The sequence below is a fragment of the Pedobacter nyackensis genome (genome assembly GCF_900176505.1).
Lineage (GTDB): Bacteria > Bacteroidota > Bacteroidia > Sphingobacteriales > Sphingobacteriaceae > Pedobacter > Pedobacter nyackensis.
Map to the genome: position 1 here is coordinate 28,869 of NZ_FWYB01000014.1, position 17,500 is coordinate 46,368.

Consider the following 17,500-nt stretch of genomic DNA (forward strand, 5'->3'; position numbering starts at 1 on the left):
TATTTCTAATTAAAGAAACATAGATTTCTCCTATTTAATCAATTTACTACTTATGACAGAAAAGACTAGCCGCTACATCGATCCATTAACTGATTTCGGGTTTAAGCATTTATTTGGAAATGAACCTGATAAAGATATTCTTATCGAATTTTTAAACGACCTTTTTCAAGGAGAAAAGATCATTATCGATCTTAGTTACAGCCCGACTGAACATGGAGGAAGTAATGCTAAAGAGAAAAAAGTACTTTTCGATCTAACCTGTACTGGCCAGGATGGCGAGCAATTTATTATTGAGATGCAGAGAACGGGACAGGAATTCTTTAAAGATAGGTGTGTATTTTACATGTCCAGACTGATCAGTGCACAACTACCAAGAGGAACTCAGGATTGGAATATACCATTAAAAGAAGTTTATCTCATAGGAATTATGGAGTTTCAGTTCAATAACATCAACAACAATTATTTGCATAACATAGCATTAACGAACACCGATACAGGTAAAGTTTTTTACAAAGGTATGGGTTACAAGTTCCTCGAATTACCTAACTTTGATAAACAGGAACATGAATTAGCGTCTGATCTGGACAAATGGCTTTATCTTCTAAAAAACTTAAGCCACCTGAATAAGATCCCGAGCTTCCTGGACAAAAGGATATTTCAAAAGATATTTAAAATTGCCGAAGTGAGCAAGTTAACCAAAGAGCAGCGAGAATTATACGAATCAGATGTGAAAGCTAAATCTGATTGGAAAGGTGGCATGGATTGGGCTAAGAAACAAGCTGCTGAACAAGCAGCCGAACAGGCAACCAAAGAAGCTACAAAACAAACTCAGATCAACATTGCACTTAAAATGAAAAAAGATGGAATGTCTAATGAGGTAATAGCGAAATTCACTTCGCTTTCAATTGAAGAGATCGAAAAGCTATAGCACACCAAGATTAAATGATGAGCAGAAGGTCACATCTAAAATAATTTGCTATTTTTATGTAAACCCCATCGGCTCATGGATAACGTGCTCCAATTTATATCCGAGATCATCAGCTACGTCAGTATCGCTATTATCTGTTATGGCGCTGCACTTGGTTTGCTGAAATTTATCAGCAACGAGGTCAACCGACTCAAGAATACCTTTTCACTGGCCAAAACCATTCAAATCAAAATAGAAGTAGGTTATTATCTATTACTTGGTTTAGAGTTTCTGATTGCATCAGACATTATTGATACCATCCTTAATCCATCATTCGAGGATTTGGGAATATTGGCAGGAACTGTAGTAATCAGGACAGGTTTATCTTATTTCCTTAACAGGGAAATTGAAGACATTGCTGAAAACGGTCCAATAGAAGAAGATAAAAATTAATAAGGCCACCTGTTTCAATAACAGATGGCCTTATCATACTATTTTCAATTACCTAAAGCGGTCGATCTTTTAATGCAACACCCCAGGTTGTAGAGGGCTTGTCAGCCATATAAAGAACCAACTCACCACCATTAACAATCGTCTGATGCTGCAAATAGGATTTGGTATAACTTTTACCATTCAATACTGCTTTAACGATGTATTTATTGCGGTTGCTGCTACCAACTACCTTAATATGAAACTTTTTATTGCCGGCTAAAGTGATCACTGCATCATCTACTGTAGGAGATCCAAAAATATAAACTCCGTTTGCAGGATTAAGCGGATAAAAGCCAAGTGCAGAATAAATATACCAGGATGACATTTGTCCTAAATCTTCGTTACCACATAAGCCATCAGGTTTTACAGTGTACAAGGAGTCTGTTACCTTACGAACAACATCAGCTGTTTTCCATGGTTGGCCGGCAAAAGCATACAGATAAGGGATATGATGATTAGGTTCATTGCCATGTGCATACTGTCCGATTAAACCGGTAATATCAGGAGAACTACCTTCAGTCATTGCAGAGCTTATGCTAAACAAAGAATCCAGTCTATTAATAAAACCTTTCTCTCCGCCAAACAATTTGATTAAGCCTTTAGGATCCTGAGGTACCAGCCAGGTATACTGCCATGCATTTCCTTCCGTGTAATCATCCTCTCTATGCTTAGAAGCAACAGGATCAAAAGGCGTACGCCAATTGCCATTTTCTAACTTACCACGCATAAAACCTGTCTGCTTATCAAAATACATGGCATACAAACCAGCTCTTTTACTAAAATAAACGTAATCATCAGTTTTACCCATACGCTTAGCCATCTGGGCGATACACCAGTCATCGATTGCATACTCAAGCCCTTTAGCTACAGCCTCAATTACTTTATCGGCAGGTATATACTTTAGCTTTTGGGCGTAATCTATACCATCAACCTTTTGCATTGCGCTATGTTTTGCAGCCTCATAAGCAAGATTTGCATCAAAACCTTTAAAGCCCTTTAAATAAGCATCAGCAATAATTGGAACGGCATGGTAACCGATCATTGTATTGGTTTCATTTCCCATTAAATGCCATACAGGAAGTTTTCCCTGCTGCTTGTAAATCGCAAGAAATGAATTAACAATATCTGAGACCTTTTCAGGGTGCAAAATGGTGTACAAAGGATGAAAAGCTCTATAGGTATCCCATAAGGAGAAAGTAGTATAATTGGTAAAATCAGCTTTTGGATACACCTTTTTGTCTGTACCTCTGTAATCGCCATTTACATCATTAAATAATGATGGAGCGAACATGGTATGGTACATTGCGGTATAAAATTTTTTAAGCGTTGGAGCATCTGCCTTGATCGCTATTTTGCTCAGTTCTTTATTCCATTTACGATCTGCAGTTGCCCTTACTTTATCAAAATCCCAATGAGGAATCTCTGTATTTAAGTTTAGTAATGCATTTTCATAGCTAACTGGTGAAAGACCAACTTTAAGCTTTAACACAGCATTATTGATGGTGTTAAAAGTTATCACAGCTTTGATTCGTTTACCTTCTGCTTCAGTACCATTTAGTGCAGTAAGGCTATCCGTTAGCTTTATACCAGAAAGTGGTTGAGATAATTTGACTGCGAAATACAAGCGCTGATCATTTGCCCAACCTTTAGAAAAACGGTAACCAACCAGCGTAGTTGCATCGATTTGCTTTACATAGGTCTTTGTAGGCGTGTCCCAGCCCAAACCTGTACTTAAATCGAGCATGATATGCGGGTTATCCTGCGCTTTAAAAGTGTATTGATGAAAGCCTACCCTTTCTGATGCTGTGAGCTCGGCCTTTATCTGATATTTATCTAGTTGCACACTATAATATCCAGCGCGACTAACCTCATTCTCATGTAAAAAAGTAGAAACGTAATCGGCCTGAGCCGGACCGGTAGCCGGCATAACCAGAATATCATTCAGGTCACCTATCCCTGTTCCACTTAAATGGGTATGGGTGAAACCTGTAATGGTGTTGCTTACATAATTATAACCACTGCACCAATCCCATCCGCCAAAAACATTCGCTGGTCCTAGCTGCACGGCCCCAAAAGGAACGTTTGCACCTACAAATACATGTCCATGTGCTGCAGAACCAATAAGCGGGTCTACATATTTGGTCAGATTTGTTTGTGCCGTTGCACAGAAATTGGCAACAAAACCACAAATGAGCGTAAAGGAAAATATCTTCTTCATCTTATATGCAAAATTGAAATTAATGACCAGAAGTGGTTGCCTTTTCTAATTCAAACTCAACAGACTTAAATTTCTTCATGCAGAACAAGCCGAAATAGGTAATGTACACATAGCAAACTACCGGTATCAAAAAGGAGAGTTGGATACCTACGGTATCTGCCAAACTACCTTGCAATGGTGGAATTACTGCACCACCCAAAATAGCCATAACCAATAAGGAAGATCCCTGACTTTTATACTCACCCAAACCTGATATAGATAGGGTAAAAATGTTAGACCACATGATTGAATTGAACAATCCAACACCAACAAGACACCACATAGATAACGCACCACCAGTCATTACTGTAACCAGCAACAATACAATATTGACAGTAGCGAATAACGACAACATTAAAGCCGGACTTGATTTACCGATGGTAAAACCGATTAAATTGGCGGCAATAAACAACAGGAACCATTGCATCTGTTCGAAACTAAGGTCTACAATCGCATAGATCAAAACGAACAATCCAACGCACACCAACACCATATACAGCATTTTTTTACCTTGACTAAGCGCATCACTCATAGATATTGCACCAAGGAACCTACCGATCATTGCTCCACCCCAATACAGAGAAAGGAAGTTTTTTGCCACAGTTTCTTTCATTCCGGTGATATCGCCATGCTCTAAAAAGCTGATCATAAAACTACCTATGGTTACTTCTGCACCTACATAAAAAAAGATCGCAAAAGCCCCTCTTTTAAGCTGAGGGAAACGTAAAGCGCCCAAACCATCTAATTCCGACTCATGACCTTTAAAAGCAGGTAATTTCACTTTATAAATAAAAAAAGTAAGCAATACAAAAACACCGAAAAAGATAAGGTAAGGCATTTTAGTAGCCTCTGCAGACAGGGTCCCTTCTGTAGCGAAGAAATGGAAAATTAAATAACCACCCAATATTGGTGCTATTGTGGTACCAAAAGAGTTAAAAGCCTGTACGAGGTTTAACCTACCCGAAGCTGTACTTTCTTTTCCGAGTAAAGAAACATATGGATTGGCAGTGATTTGCAATAAGGTAAATCCTAAACCAAGTACAAAGAATGCAGCTAAAAACAAACCATAAACAGAAAGTGTTGCTGCCGGATAAAACATCAAACAACCAAGGGCTGAAATAATTAAACCGAGCAACAAACCGTTCTTATAGCCGATTTTATTGATCGGATCTCCTTTAAAATAAGAGATCAGGAAATAAATTAATGAACCGGTAAAATAGGCACCAAAAAAACAAAACTGCACCAGCATTGCTTCTAAATAAGACAATACAAACAGTCCCTTTAAATGCGGAATTAAAATATCATTCATGCAGGTAATAAAACCCCACATAAAGAATAGAAAGGTTAAAGAGATTAATGGTGTGGTATAACTTTGCCCGGATTGAGCACTTTCATTTGAATCAGTATGCTTCATTTGTATGTAGTTTAAATCGTATTATTATTAAATCAGTATATTATGGTTTTACTCCTCAGATAACGAATAAGGCTGATCTGAAGTTGCAGCTCCTCTGTTTAAGTTAGGTTTGGCCGACATATTGAATTTTAATGTACCTCCATTTAAAAGGGTTGAATGATCTAACCAATTCTTTGTCCATTGCTTTCCATTTAAAGTCATACTGCTAACATAAGGCGTATTCGCTTGGTTATTCTCGGCAGAGATAATCATTTTTTTTCCATTTTCTAAGGTTAGGGTTACTTTTTTAAACAAAGGTGCCCCTATTACATACTGACCCGCAGCAGGACATACCGGATAAAAACCCATTGCCGAGAAGACATACCAGGCAGAAGTTTGCCCATTATCTTCATCTCCGCAATAACCATCAGGTGCGGAATTGTACAGTTTATTCATGATTTCTCTTGTCCAATACTGAGTTTTCCATGGTTGTCCGGAATAAGCGTACAAATAGGGTACATGCTGGATGGGCTGGTTTCCGTGTGCATACTGCCCCATATTCACAATCTGCATCTCTCTAATTTCGTGAATAACCTGTCCATAATAACTATCGTCAAAAACAGGAGGCAGTATAAATATAGAGTCAAGCTTAGTGTTGAATTTTTCTTTGCCACCCATCAGATTAATAAGGCCTTTAACATCATGAAAAACACTCCATGAATAATGCCAGCTGTTGCCTTCTGTAAAAGCATCCCCCCATTTGAAAGGGTTGAAAGGAGTGGCAAAAGAACCATCCTTATTTTTACCGCGCATTAACCCACTAGATGGGTCAAATAGCTTTTTATAGTTCAAACTTCTGCTTTTATACAGATCTGTTTCTGCCTTTGGACGCCCCAATGCTTTCCCTAATTTATAAATAGCAAAATCATCGTAAGCATATTCCAGTGTCCTTGCCGCATTTTCGTTAATACCTACATTGTATGGCACATAACCCAATTCATTATAAAAAGGAGCACCTCTTCTTCCAACAGCGTCCATCGGACCTTCGTTGTTTGCGCCATGAATCAAGGCGTCATATAAGGTATTGATGTCATAACCTCTTAACCCTTTCAGGTAAGCCTCAGCAACTACTGAAGCAGAATTATTACCGATCATTACATTGGCATAACCAGGGCTCGACCATTCCGGCAGCCATCCTCCTTCTTTATAGCAATTAACCAAACCTTCCTGCATTTCTGTATTGATACCAGGATATACCAGGTTTAAGAATGGATAAAGCGCACGAAAAGTATCCCAGAAGCCTGTTCCGGCAAACATACGGCCGGGAAGTACTTTCCCATTATACGGACTGTAATGAATAGGCTCCCCCTTTGCATTAATCTCATATAGTTTGTTTGGAAACATCAGCATCCTGTATAAGCAGGAATAAAAGGTACGAGTTTGTTCTTCCGTTCCACCTTCTACAGCTAAACGACTCATCGCCTTGTTCCAGGAGGATTTTGCCTTTTGCTTAGTTTGATCAAAATTGTCTTTGCTCAACTCCCGCTGCAAGTTGAGTTCAGCCTGTTCCATGCTTACAAAAGAAGATGCTACCCGCAGGTTAACTTTTTCTCCTTTATTGGTTTTAAAACCGATTACAGCAAGGGCATGCTCAGCCGAAATCTCTAATGAACGACTTTCTTTTTTATCGGCATAAGTTTTAGCCAGACTAAAAGCCTTATCAGAATAAATGACAAAATAATTTTTAAAATTGACTAATGATCCAGCCGCATACTTAGTAGAATAGCCGATAATTTTATGCTCCGAGGGAATAATTTTAATATACGATCCTTTGTCAAAAGCATCTATCACCACAAATGAACTATCACTTTTAGGGTAGGTAAATCTAAATTGTGCTGCACGCTCTGTTGGGGTAAGTTCGGCAGTAACATCATGATCGGCCAGGTAAACGCTATAATAATAAGGTTTAGTGACCTCAGTTTTATGTGAAAACCAACTAGCCCTATCATCCTGGTTAACCTTTAAACGTCCGGTAACCGGCATGATAGAGAACTGACCATAATCGTTCATCCATGGCGAAGGCTGATGCGTTTGTTTAAAACCTCTGATACGATAAGCATCATAGGTGTATTGCCAGCCATCCCCCATTTTACCGGTCTGCGGCACCCAAAAATTCATTCCCCAGGGAACAGCAACTGCGGGATAAGTATTCCCGTTCGAAAGCTGGTAGCTAGAGTTTGTGCCCATAAGGGTATTAACCCACTCTTCGGGCTCATTGATTTTTAGTCCCTGAGCATTGGCGTGTATGGCAATCCCTAAAAACAGCGCAGTTATGGCAATTATCTTATTCATCTTAATAACATTACACATTATAACTATCCTAAAAGCTGAGGCATTTCTTTATAAACTTTCCACAAGAACTCACCATAAATGGTATTCGCCCATGCAAACCAACTTCTGGTAAATTTAGATGGGTCGTCTTTTTGGAATGACTCATGCATAAAACCTGTACCTGCGTGTGAAGCTTTTAACATTTTAAGGCAATGTTTAATTTCCTGCTGATCGGTACTTGTTAATCCTCTGGCAATAATACTCAGCGGCCAAATCATGTCAGCTTTGCCTACGTGTGGACCTCCAATACCTTCAAAATTTTCGCCTTTATAGAAGAAAGGATTGCTTTGTGAAAGACAAAAACGACGGGTATTCTGGTAAACAGGATCAGAAACCGGCATAGCATCCAGGTATGGCAAGGCCAGTAAACTAGGGATATTGGCATCATCCATTAAATTGTGGTTGCCATAACCATCTACTTCAAATGCATAAATTTCACCAAATTCGGGATGTTTATAAGTAGCGTGTTGTTTTAAAGCGCTTTCCACTTCAGTGGCCAAAGCCAACAATTCTTTACTCAATACTGTTTCCGAAGTTAAGGCTGCAATCATTTCTGCTGCTTGCTTTAAACTGGTTACCGCAAAAAAGTTAGAAGGAATCAGATAAGGATAAATGGTGGCATCATCACTTGGTCTGAACATAGAGCAAATCAGCCCGGTAGGTTTAACCGGAAAACCATAACCATCCATTGGGAGTGTGTCGGTAGGTTTTGCCGTTTCACGCTGAAAACGATAAGGCCCGCGATCTGTTTTCCTTTGTTGCTCTTTAAAAGTCTGTAAGGTTAGTTTAATAGCCTTAATCCAATTTGCATCAAATGGTTCTTTATGCTTTGTTTTTTTCCAGTAAGCATAAGCCAATCTTATTGGATAACACAATGAATCTATCTCCCATTTACGTTCATGGATACCCGGTTTCATATCCGTCAAATCAGTTTTCCATTCGCTTACCATGGTTACATCCTTATAAAAGGCGTTGGCATAAGGATCTTCTATAATGAATTGTGTTTGTCTGTTTACCACACCTGCTATTAAGGTAGCTAACTTTTCGTCCTTGTGAATAAAAGGAATGTATGGCCAAACTTGTGCACAGCTATCACGAAGCCACATGGCATCAATATCTCCTGTGATTACATAAGTATCTGGTCTTTTATTGATCATGCTGTGAAAAACAGTCGTATCCAGGGTATTGGGAAAACAATTTTCAAACAACCAACCTTGCTCCTTATCTGCAACACCTGCTTTAAAGGCTTTAATAGCCTCTTCTACCGTCTTACTTACAAATTTTCTTTGCGCAAGAGGTGTTCTTACCACAGGAAAGTCATCTCCCATAGCAAACAGATGTGATGGATTATATAGCAATGCTGCTCCCATCAAAGCGGTATTTTGTATAAAATTTCTTCTTTTCATGGTTCGGTTCAATTGATGGACTAGTTAATATTTAAGGGTAAAAGTTGTTCTTTAACATTCCAGCCATATACCTGGATGCTTACCGGAACATTGGTTTGAGCAGGAAAATCTATCTGAATAGTTTTCTCTTCGCCTGGTAGTACAGTTAAGTAGTTATCAGAAAAGAATGCAGGTAAAATCCTTTCGCCGGTTTTTGAATTAACCAATGCGATACGGTTAAAAAAGGCTACCGGGTTGGCTTTATCGTTCTTTAAAATAAGCTCGATATTTCCTTTTGTTGCCTTACGTGTCTCAACCTTTAATACAGCGTTTTTCATGGACTGCAAACCAGTGTACTTACCATCTGCTCCAGGCAACCAGTATAAGTTTTCACTTAGCACTTTTTGCTGCGCATTTAATAATTTCAAGACAACAAATGCCCCATTTTTAATCTTTTTAAGTGGCTCGTTGATAGGAAAAGTTCGCTGTGTAGTAGATGCAGCTACTTCTGTAAAGGCCTGAATTTGCTGTTGCAGTTTCCCGTCTATATCATACACATTGGCTTGTACCATAGTGTTACGTTCAATACCAAAGCCATTGTTTACTATAGTAACCATGCTATCTAATGGATTCATCATGATATGTAATGGTTCTCCGCCCTTCCGTAAACCATACAAGCATGCATTTACATCTAAATAAGCATCATACATTTGGCCACGCATTGCAGTCCATGGGTTTTGAGTTTTCCAGATCATCACACCTGTATACCAATCCCACATATGTGCGGAGAAACCTTCCATTAACGAACGGTATTGGTCATAATTCACCAACTGCGCTTTCATTGCAAAATCCTTAGCGTCTTTAGCTTTTCCATAAGGATCGACATGCTGATCGTAAGGAATATATTTATGATAAGCCCAAACTGAATCCGGTTCCTTTCCATTTTGAGGAGCGATCAGATTTTTCTCAGGAATAAAACGTTTTAATGAAGCATAATCTCCTACCCCTACAGATCCAACTTCTGAATTGTATGGATAAGTTTTAAAGGACCAGAAAGTCTTTTGGTCTTGTATGGTATATGGTCCATCTCCGTTTCCACCCAGGAAATTATAAGACATATCGTTAGAGTTAGAATAGTCGTAGAAATATCTGGTACCATCTAATTCAGGAAGAATCCTATCTTTAAGTGCAAACAAAATATCATCTGGTGGCGTAATCTCATTACCTCCGCACCAGAAGGCCAACGAAGCATGGTTTCTGATCATTTTAATTTGATCTTCTGCAGCCGTTAATACCAACTCGTGGTTGTCAGGATACTGTCTGCGCGTCCATTGATCATCTTTTTTCAAAGGATCGGTCCACTTACCGTTACAGTCGCCGCTAAACCAAAAATCCTGGAACACTAACATTCCATATTTATCACAAGCTTCGTAAAATTCCGGTCTTTCGATTATTGCACCTCCCCAAATCCTGATCAGGTTTAAGTTCATATCGCGGTGGAAGCGAACTTCTGCATCATATCTTTCCTCAGAGAACCGCAGCATAGCGTCTGATATTACCCAGTTCCCTCCTTTAATAAAGATCTTTTGTCCGTTTACATAGTTTTCTCTACTTCTGGTACGTTCGTTCCATTGCGTAGTAATTTCTCTGACACCGACCTTAACAGTTTCTTCATCTATCAATTGCCCACCAGTCGTTACAAACTGCATGCGGATGGTATAAAGTGGTTGCTCACCATACCCACTAGGCCACCATAATTTTGGGTTTACCAACTGAAAATCAGGAAGCTTAACCACTCTTTTTTCTCCGGCTTTTAACTGCACGGCTGTTTTTATCGTTTTCCCTTCCAGTGTATATTGTAAAAAACCATTCACAGTTTTATTTAAAGGGTTTTCAATTTCACCGGAAGTACGGATCACTGCAGCTTCCTGTTTGCCTGCAGGCAAACGTTTACCCGGAACCAATGTAATCACATGAGGGTTTTGCAGGTTAACCCCATTGGTTTTTTCGATGAATACTTTATCCCATATTCCTGTATTACGATCTCTTATGGGTTGTATCCAATCCCATCCGGCTGTATACTGAGTAGTTAAGCCCTTGGCTATTGTTCCATCTCCGCCCTGACCACCATTTGGTGCTCCTGGAAAATCCGGTGGGTAAACCAATACGGCTAATCTATTTTGTCCGTTTGCTGCCAGCAGTTTGGTAATGTTATATTGTTGGCGCAGATGCATCCCTTCATGCGTTTGAGCATTCACCTTATTGCCATTCAAAAACAGCTCACATTTATAATTTACACCTCTAAGTTTTAACCAGACTTGTTCGTCGCCTTTAGCCGTTTGCTCAAATGATTTCACAAACCAATAAGTATAATAGGCATTTCCGGTACTATAAACATCCTTGATCAACTGGTTGTTCATTCCATAGAAAGGATCAGGCACTTTATTGTTGTTTAACAAAGTGGTAAGTACAGTCCCGGGAACCGTTGCCGGCATCCAGTCTGACATATTAAAACCAGGTTTTGTTATGGTTGCACCAGAGACACTCACCTCTTTTAAAGGCTTGCATTGCCAACCTGAATTCAGTTCATATTGTTGCTGTGCATTCAATTTAATTCCACAACATACAACAAGCACAAACAGTATCAAATAAGGAGTTTTAAAGCTCCAGGAAAAATATAGTAAGGATTTTCTCATTTGTTATTGGTTAATCTATTGTGTGTGTTACTGGGGGCTCCCATATTTTTGTATCAATTAATAACCTTTACGATGTCCTTTAGCGCCAATTCCTTACTGGAAGACCCAATCATAATTCTGAAGTCACCAGGCTCTATAACTAATTTCATTTCGGCATTTAACATACTAAGCATTGAAGGTGTAATTTCAAATGAAACCTGCTTAAGTTCCCCTGCTTTCAACCTGATCCGTTTAAATCCCTTCAATTCCAGAACCGGTCTGGCCACACTGGCAAGCATATCCCTGAGATATAACTGTACCACTTCATCTCCATCGTACTGCCCCGTATTTTGCAGGGTAAAACTCGCCGTAATCTGTTCTGTTGCCTTAATCTCCTTTTTACTTAACTTAAGATCTTTGTATTCAAATTTGCTATAGCTTAACCCGAAACCGAAAGGAAAAAAGGGTTCACCGCTTAAATTATTATAGTCATCTCCGCGGCCCGTTGATTTGTGATTATACACCAGAGGGAGCTGAGACTCATGAACCGGGTATGTTATCGGTAAACGACCCGCGGGATTGTAGTCGCCGAATAAAGTTTCAGCTACAGCAACTCCACCTTCTTCACCAGGATACCAAACATTTAATACTGCCGCGGCTTTATCAAACCATTTGTCCATGGTAATCGCACTTCCCCCAACCAGTAAAACAACTACAGGTTTCCCGGTATTTTCCATTGCCTGAATAAGCTGCTCCTGGTTCCCCGGCAAGTTCAGATAGGCACGATCAAGGAATTCACCTTCTTTTATTCCGGCTGCAACAACTATTACATCCGCAGTTTCTGCCATTTTAATTGCTTCAGCTAATTCTTTATCCCGGTCGTCAGGCACTTCATAATTCCAAACCAATTTGATATACCCATTCCCTTTAGGTTCTTTGAATTCTATACGTACTTCATAGGATTTATCCTGATCAAAGTTGAATGGCACCAAACGGGTATGGTAAGACCTTTTTTCCCACTGGTCAATCAGCAGTTTACCATCAATATAAAGACGATAACCATCATTCCCTTCAAGGCCGATTTGATAGGTTCCTGACTTTGGTGCATGAATACTACCGGTCCATCTCACTGAATACTGATCTTTAGCCAACAACTTATCGGGAGCATAAAGCGTCCACATGAAATCTATATTTTTATCTATCCTGTTCAATACCGGTTCACCGGATAGCGAAAGGTTATTGAAATATGCCCCACTCAACCCTTTTGAAATCCCAGATTTTAAAAACTCCTGCTTTACTGGCACGAACAATATTGGTTCTCTACTGCTTCCCTTGCTATATTGTATTTTTATTTCATTGCCTGCCCGTCTTTTCAGGCCTTCAAAAATATTCACCTTCTGGTTACCCGTTCCGCTATAACCACCCAACCTGGCTTCAAGTGCGTCCTCGCCCAACAGTAATATATTTTTCACATTCTTTAGTGGTAAAACTGATCGCTCATTTTTCAACAGCACGAACGAACTTAAAGCCGCTTCCTTCGCCACTGTTTTACCATTTTCATCAGTTAAAGATGCTTTCGCTTCTTTTTCAGAAACGTACGGATTTTCAAAGAGACCTAACTCGAACTTTGCGCGCAGCACCCTTGAAACCGCATCGTCTATTCTTTCATTGGTAATTGATCCATCCAGGAAAGGAGGGATAAATAATTTATAATGATCATACTCTATCTGAAAAATCACATCCAGCCCCGCTGTAATCGCCTGTTTTGTGGCTTCAGCATATCCGCTAGCGGTATTGTGCAATACATTTCCACCACCTACGGCACCCGCATCAGAAATGACGAATCCTTTAAAGCCCCAGTCTTCCTTTAACTTCTGAGTTAACAACCAGTGGTTAGAAGTTGCCGGAGTACCATCAATTGAATTATAGGCCGTCATTAACGATCTGCTTTTTCCTTGTTGTATAGCGGCTTTAAAAGGAGGGAAATGAATTTCTTCTAATAGGCGATGGTTAAAGCTTATCGGATAGCTATCCCGTCCACCATCCCCCACATTTGCAACAAAATGCTTAGGCGTTGTGATGATATTACGTGATTCAAATGCATTTACAAAAGCTAGCCCCATCTGGGAACTCAAAAAAGGATCTTCACCATAAGTTTCTTCTGTTCTTCCCCAGCGTACATCTGAAGCAATATTTATAACAGGCGTTAAAATATCTCTTATACCTCTCGCTTTGGCTTCATACGCTATGGCATCTGCCACCTTGCCCATCATACCCGTATCAAAACTGGCTGCCAGGCCTATAGCCTGTGGAAAGGCTGTGGCTTCCTGTCTGACTAATCCATGCAAGGCTTCATCGAAGGCAATGATTGGAATACCCAATCGCGTTTCCTTCAAAAAATATCTTTGTATGGTATTTATTTTCTTTGCGAGCGTATAGGCATTTTCTTGCGTACGGTTATAGCTCAGCATTTGCCCAGCCTCTCCTCCGCCTTGAGATGCAGCCCCTATTTGCAGACCAAAAATACCCTTTTTGTATAGGTTCTTATTTACTCCGTCCAGGTCGCCCGGGATCATAAAAAGTTGCCAAAACTTTTCTTCTGGCGTCATTCTCGACAATAAATCCTTTACACGAGCCTCAATATCGGCTTTGGGATCTTTGTAAAGCGCATTTTCTAATTTATTTTCGGACTTCCCTTTAGGCTTAGCCTGTCCAAAGCCACTACTCGTGAACATAACGACACCCACCGAAACAAGCAGGAACTGAACAACACCAATCTTTATGGCTACATACTTCATCTATTGTAATTTAATAGGTATTTATAGATTAACCCGCAGGAGCAAATTCAAAAGCCAATGCAATGCTACCTTCATTCTTAGAAACAGCCGCAGGCAATTCAATAAAGATTTTACCACTCAACTCTTTCCATTTCATTTTTTTACCTGTACCAATCAGGGTGACAGAAGTACCTTTTTTAGGTGTATTTCCAGTCCAGCTGATTGTGGATGGCAATTTTTCACCTTCTATCGGGCAATAAACCGCATAACGAGTCTTACCATCTTTACTTTGTGTAAACCAGGTATTCCCATCGTGATAGGCTTTGGTAATCCTTGTACCGTAAATTGCCTTTCCGTTTACATTTACCCATTTCCCAATCTCTTCCAGGCGAGTGATTACTTCCTGAGGAAATGTCCCGTCTGCTTTAGGACCGACACCTAGTAGCAGACTCCCTCCTTTTGCAGTAACTTCAACCAGTGTATGGATTACTTTTGCTGCTGACTTATATTGATCATTAGGAACAAAGCCCCATGCGCCACCTAATGTCATACAACTTTCCCATGGATTGGCCAATTGCTTTTCCGGAACTCTCTGCTCTGGCGTCTGATAGTTTTCGTAAGGACCATGTACCGTTCTGTCGACCACCAACAGCCCAGGTTGTGCCTTACGGGCCATACTAGCAATTTTTGGCATGTTTATGTCCTGATCCCAGGCAGGAATCGCAGCCCCCCAGGCTCTTACTTCATCGTTTACGGTTGACAATGGTCTTACCCAACCTCCATCTAACCAAAGAATATCAACTGAACCATAATTATGCATCAATTCGCCGATCTGGTTAAAGGTATATTGTTTAAACATATTCCAGCGCCATGGGTTTTTCCTGATGTCATAATTATTATTCCTGTCGGCAGTCGCATATTTAGACCACCAGTAATATTGTGAATGCCAGTCTGGTTTAGAAAAATAGGCACCTATCATAAAACCTTCCTTACGGAAAGCGTCAAAAACATGTTTCGCTACATCTGCTTTGGGGTTCGTGGCAAAGGGCCCTTTAGCAATACTAAAATCGGACTCTTTGGTATCGAACATGGCGAAACCATCATGGTGTTTGGTCGTAAATACAAGGTATTTCATGCCTGCGGCTTTACCTGCCTTTGCCCATTGTTCCGGATTAAACTTTACAGGATTAAAATCTTTGCTTTGATCCCAATACCATTTCTTATAGTTGTCATAGGTAATTGTACTGTCCCGCTCAATCCAGTCTTCGGAACATATAGACCAGGATTCTATGATCCCGGGCACTGCATAGAGTCCCCAGTGGATAATCATCCCAAACTTCTGATCCTGCCATTTGTCCAGTTTTTGTTTTACCAGCGGGTCTTTGGGCCATTCGTAAGTAGTTGACTGATGATGAACACCATGATCTTGTGCAACCACCTTGCTACAAATACCTATCAACAAGACTGCAATTTTGATTATCTCTCTTTTCATCATCATATTTTTATGATTATAAAGTACTCATTATTATAGGAATTATAGGCATTTATAAAATTGTCCTGGCTACAGGAGCAGCCAGGACAATGATTTATATAAATTTCCGAACCATTAAACCAGGTTTATGGTTGCCAGAATATTTTAGTTTTACGTGTATCTTTAGCCTGAACAGCCTGATAATTTACACTGTTATACGTCATCTCGCTTGCAGGATAAACCAATCTGGTAGGCGGTGTATCAAAACCAGCTAATTTACCATTTGAAGGGAAAGTCAAAACCGGATATCCTGTCCTTCTATATTCAGACCAGGCTTCCATAGATTGCAATACGCCTAGATGTGCCCATTTTTGAATGTAAATTTTAGCCAACTTGTCCGTAGCCGTACCGCTATAACCAGCCGAAGCTGAATTAACCCAGGTATCAATTACAGTACTTGCCGGCATCGGTACATTTACATACCCCCCACCTTGATTCACGCTATTCAGATAATGATAGAAAGTAACCGACTGTCTCAGTGCAATATCATAAGCGGTTTTTGCAGCGGTAGTGCTTCCCCATCTTTCAAACGCCTCTGCCTTTAAAAAGTTTACTTCAGATGCAGTGATGACGATTCCTGGTAATTTCTGATTAAAAAGAAAAGTCGCCGAGTCCAATACGGAATAATCAGGAAAACTGTTATCCTGCTGAGTAGTGGTAAATGTCACCGGCATCGCTCTGTAGTTGGCATTTGGAACAAATTTACCATTAACCATACGGCCGTATTTATCATAAATTACCGGGATACGCGGATCATTTGCAGGAAGCATTACTGTATTCAACATATAGTCTGTTGCATACCAGCTGCCTTCTAAAAAGGCATCATGCAAATCACTTGTACTGTTTGTAAGGGGCTGAAGTAGAATATCAGAAACACCTGGGTTATATGATCCATTGCTACCGCCATCAACCAAAGCATAGTTTGAAGGATTATTGAGCATCTCCAATACCCCCGTTCTGGCGGTATTTTCATCTACTTTAGAAATCCGCATCAGCAACCTTAATTTCAGAGAGTTCGCATAGCTTGCCCAAAGATTTACATTTCCTTTTAAAAGAATATCTGCTTTCGAGAAACTTGAATTGGTTGGATTTGCCTTAAAGTACGCAGCTGCGGCAGTGAGGTCACTTATAAACTGGGTATACAAAGCTTTCTGTTCATCAAACTTTGGTGGGTTAATCGTTGCTTTAGTTTCCAGACTCCCTGCTTCAGCATAAGGTATATCGCCCCATAAATCGACCATTTTAGCTGCCTGTTCTATTAAAACTACTTTAGCTGCTTGCATAATCGTAGCCTGAGTAGCTTTCTCTGCTTCAGGCAGCTTGCTGTAACTTACCTCCATCGCACGGTATAAAGCCATCACACCACTTCCATTTCCTTCTGGGACGTAAAAATCATCCCAATAGTTTTGGGAATACGGATCACTTTGCTTATAAATGGAATTTCCATTTGCAGCGTAGGTTGTCTGGGCATATACCCCTGGCATTTGAGACAGAAAAGTACGGACATGCCAGTACTTGGCCGCAATTCTGTCGTTATTTAACATCGCTGTAAAAAGGCCTGCAGGACTAGCAGTGGTCGCCTTTTCCGGGTTAAAATATTTATCTGCAACATCTTTCTTACAACCGATGAATGTTGTTAATACCACTAAAAAGAAAGCTGTATTTGTTATTAACTTTTTCATAATATCTATA

Annotated in this window: 10 protein-coding genes; 2 read left to right on the forward strand and 8 right to left on the reverse strand. The window is 39.9% G+C overall.

Translation table 11 applies throughout. The annotated features are described in order from the left end of the window. Nucleotides 1–52 precede the first annotated feature (52 nt). A complete protein-coding gene (locus tag B9A18_RS19960; protein ID WP_084291318.1) occupies nucleotides 53–928 on the forward strand; it encodes an Rpn family recombination-promoting nuclease/putative transposase in 876 nt (291 codons plus the stop codon). A 75-nt stretch (nucleotides 929–1,003) separates the two neighbouring features. Continuing rightward, the gene (locus B9A18_RS19965; RefSeq protein WP_084291319.1) at nucleotides 1,004–1,360 is read left to right on the forward strand and encodes a DUF1622 domain-containing protein; all 357 of its coding nucleotides are present in this window, start codon (nucleotides 1,004–1,006) and stop codon (nucleotides 1,358–1,360) included. Between the two features lie 52 nt (nucleotides 1,361–1,412). Here B9A18_RS19965 and B9A18_RS19970 read toward each other — a convergent pair whose 3' ends face one another. From B9A18_RS19970 to B9A18_RS20005, 8 genes are all read right to left on the reverse strand, one after another. After that, nucleotides 1,413–3,617 carry a GH92 family glycosyl hydrolase gene (locus B9A18_RS19970; protein WP_084291320.1) on the reverse strand — a complete coding sequence of 735 codons (2,205 nt, stop codon included), beginning with the start codon at nucleotides 3,615–3,617 and terminating at the stop codon, nucleotides 1,413–1,415. A 19-nt stretch (nucleotides 3,618–3,636) separates the two neighbouring features. Beyond that, entirely contained in the window at nucleotides 3,637–5,070 is a 1,434-nt protein-coding gene (locus B9A18_RS19975; protein ID WP_235005387.1) for a sugar MFS transporter, read from the reverse strand. Nucleotides 5,071–5,118: 48 nt separating this feature from the next. Beyond that, nucleotides 5,119–7,401: a GH92 family glycosyl hydrolase gene (locus tag B9A18_RS19980; RefSeq protein ID WP_084291379.1), complete on the reverse strand. Its 2,283-nt coding sequence runs from the start codon at nucleotides 7,399–7,401 to the stop codon at nucleotides 5,119–5,121. A 23-nt stretch (nucleotides 7,402–7,424) separates the two neighbouring features. Next, nucleotides 7,425–8,846, reverse strand: a complete 1,422-nt coding sequence (locus B9A18_RS19985) for a glycoside hydrolase family 125 protein (protein ID WP_084291321.1) — start codon at nucleotides 8,844–8,846, stop codon at nucleotides 7,425–7,427. A gap of 20 nt (nucleotides 8,847–8,866) precedes the next feature. Next, the gene (locus tag B9A18_RS19990) at nucleotides 8,867–11,521 is read right to left on the reverse strand and encodes a glycoside hydrolase family 2 protein (RefSeq protein ID WP_084291322.1); all 2,655 of its coding nucleotides are present in this window, start codon (nucleotides 11,519–11,521) and stop codon (nucleotides 8,867–8,869) included. A 53-nt stretch (nucleotides 11,522–11,574) separates the two neighbouring features. Continuing rightward, nucleotides 11,575–14,298: a glycoside hydrolase family 3 protein gene (locus B9A18_RS19995; protein WP_084291323.1), complete on the reverse strand. Its 2,724-nt coding sequence runs from the start codon at nucleotides 14,296–14,298 to the stop codon at nucleotides 11,575–11,577. Between the two features lie 28 nt (nucleotides 14,299–14,326). Then, a complete protein-coding gene (locus B9A18_RS20000; protein WP_235005388.1) occupies nucleotides 14,327–15,775 on the reverse strand; it encodes an alpha-L-fucosidase in 1,449 nt (482 codons plus the stop codon). 119 nt (nucleotides 15,776–15,894) lie between these two features. After that, nucleotides 15,895–17,490 (reverse strand): SusD/RagB family nutrient-binding outer membrane lipoprotein, encoded by a 1,596-nt coding sequence (locus B9A18_RS20005; protein WP_084291325.1) that lies wholly within the window; start codon nucleotides 17,488–17,490, stop codon nucleotides 15,895–15,897. Between the last annotated feature and the right edge of the window lie 10 nt (nucleotides 17,491–17,500).

Excerpts from the sequence above, each read along its gene's own strand:
- B9A18_RS19980 (WP_084291379.1), bottom strand. The coding sequence starts at position 7,401 with ATGAATAAGATAATTGCCATAACTGCGCTGTTTTTAGGGATTGCCATA.
- B9A18_RS19995 (WP_084291323.1), bottom strand. The coding sequence starts at position 14,298 with ATGAAGTATGTAGCCATAAAGATTGGTGTTGTTCAGTTCCTGCTTGTT.
- B9A18_RS19975 (WP_235005387.1), bottom strand. The coding sequence starts at position 5,070 with ATGAAGCATACTGATTCAAATGAAAGTGCTCAATCCGGGCAAAGTTAT.
- B9A18_RS19990 (WP_084291322.1), bottom strand. The coding sequence starts at position 11,521 with ATGAGAAAATCCTTACTATATTTTTCCTGGAGCTTTAAAACTCCTTAT.
- B9A18_RS19965 (WP_084291319.1), top strand. The coding sequence starts at position 1,004 with ATGGATAACGTGCTCCAATTTATATCCGAGATCATCAGCTACGTCAGT.
- B9A18_RS20000 (WP_235005388.1), bottom strand. The coding sequence starts at position 15,775 with ATGATGATGAAAAGAGAGATAATCAAAATTGCAGTCTTGTTGATAGGT.
- B9A18_RS19970 (WP_084291320.1), bottom strand. The coding sequence starts at position 3,617 with ATGAAGAAGATATTTTCCTTTACGCTCATTTGTGGTTTTGTTGCCAAT.
- B9A18_RS19985 (WP_084291321.1), bottom strand. The coding sequence starts at position 8,846 with ATGAAAAGAAGAAATTTTATACAAAATACCGCTTTGATGGGAGCAGCA.
- B9A18_RS20005 (WP_084291325.1), bottom strand. The coding sequence starts at position 17,490 with ATGAAAAAGTTAATAACAAATACAGCTTTCTTTTTAGTGGTATTAACA.
- B9A18_RS19960 (WP_084291318.1), top strand. The coding sequence starts at position 53 with ATGACAGAAAAGACTAGCCGCTACATCGATCCATTAACTGATTTCGGG.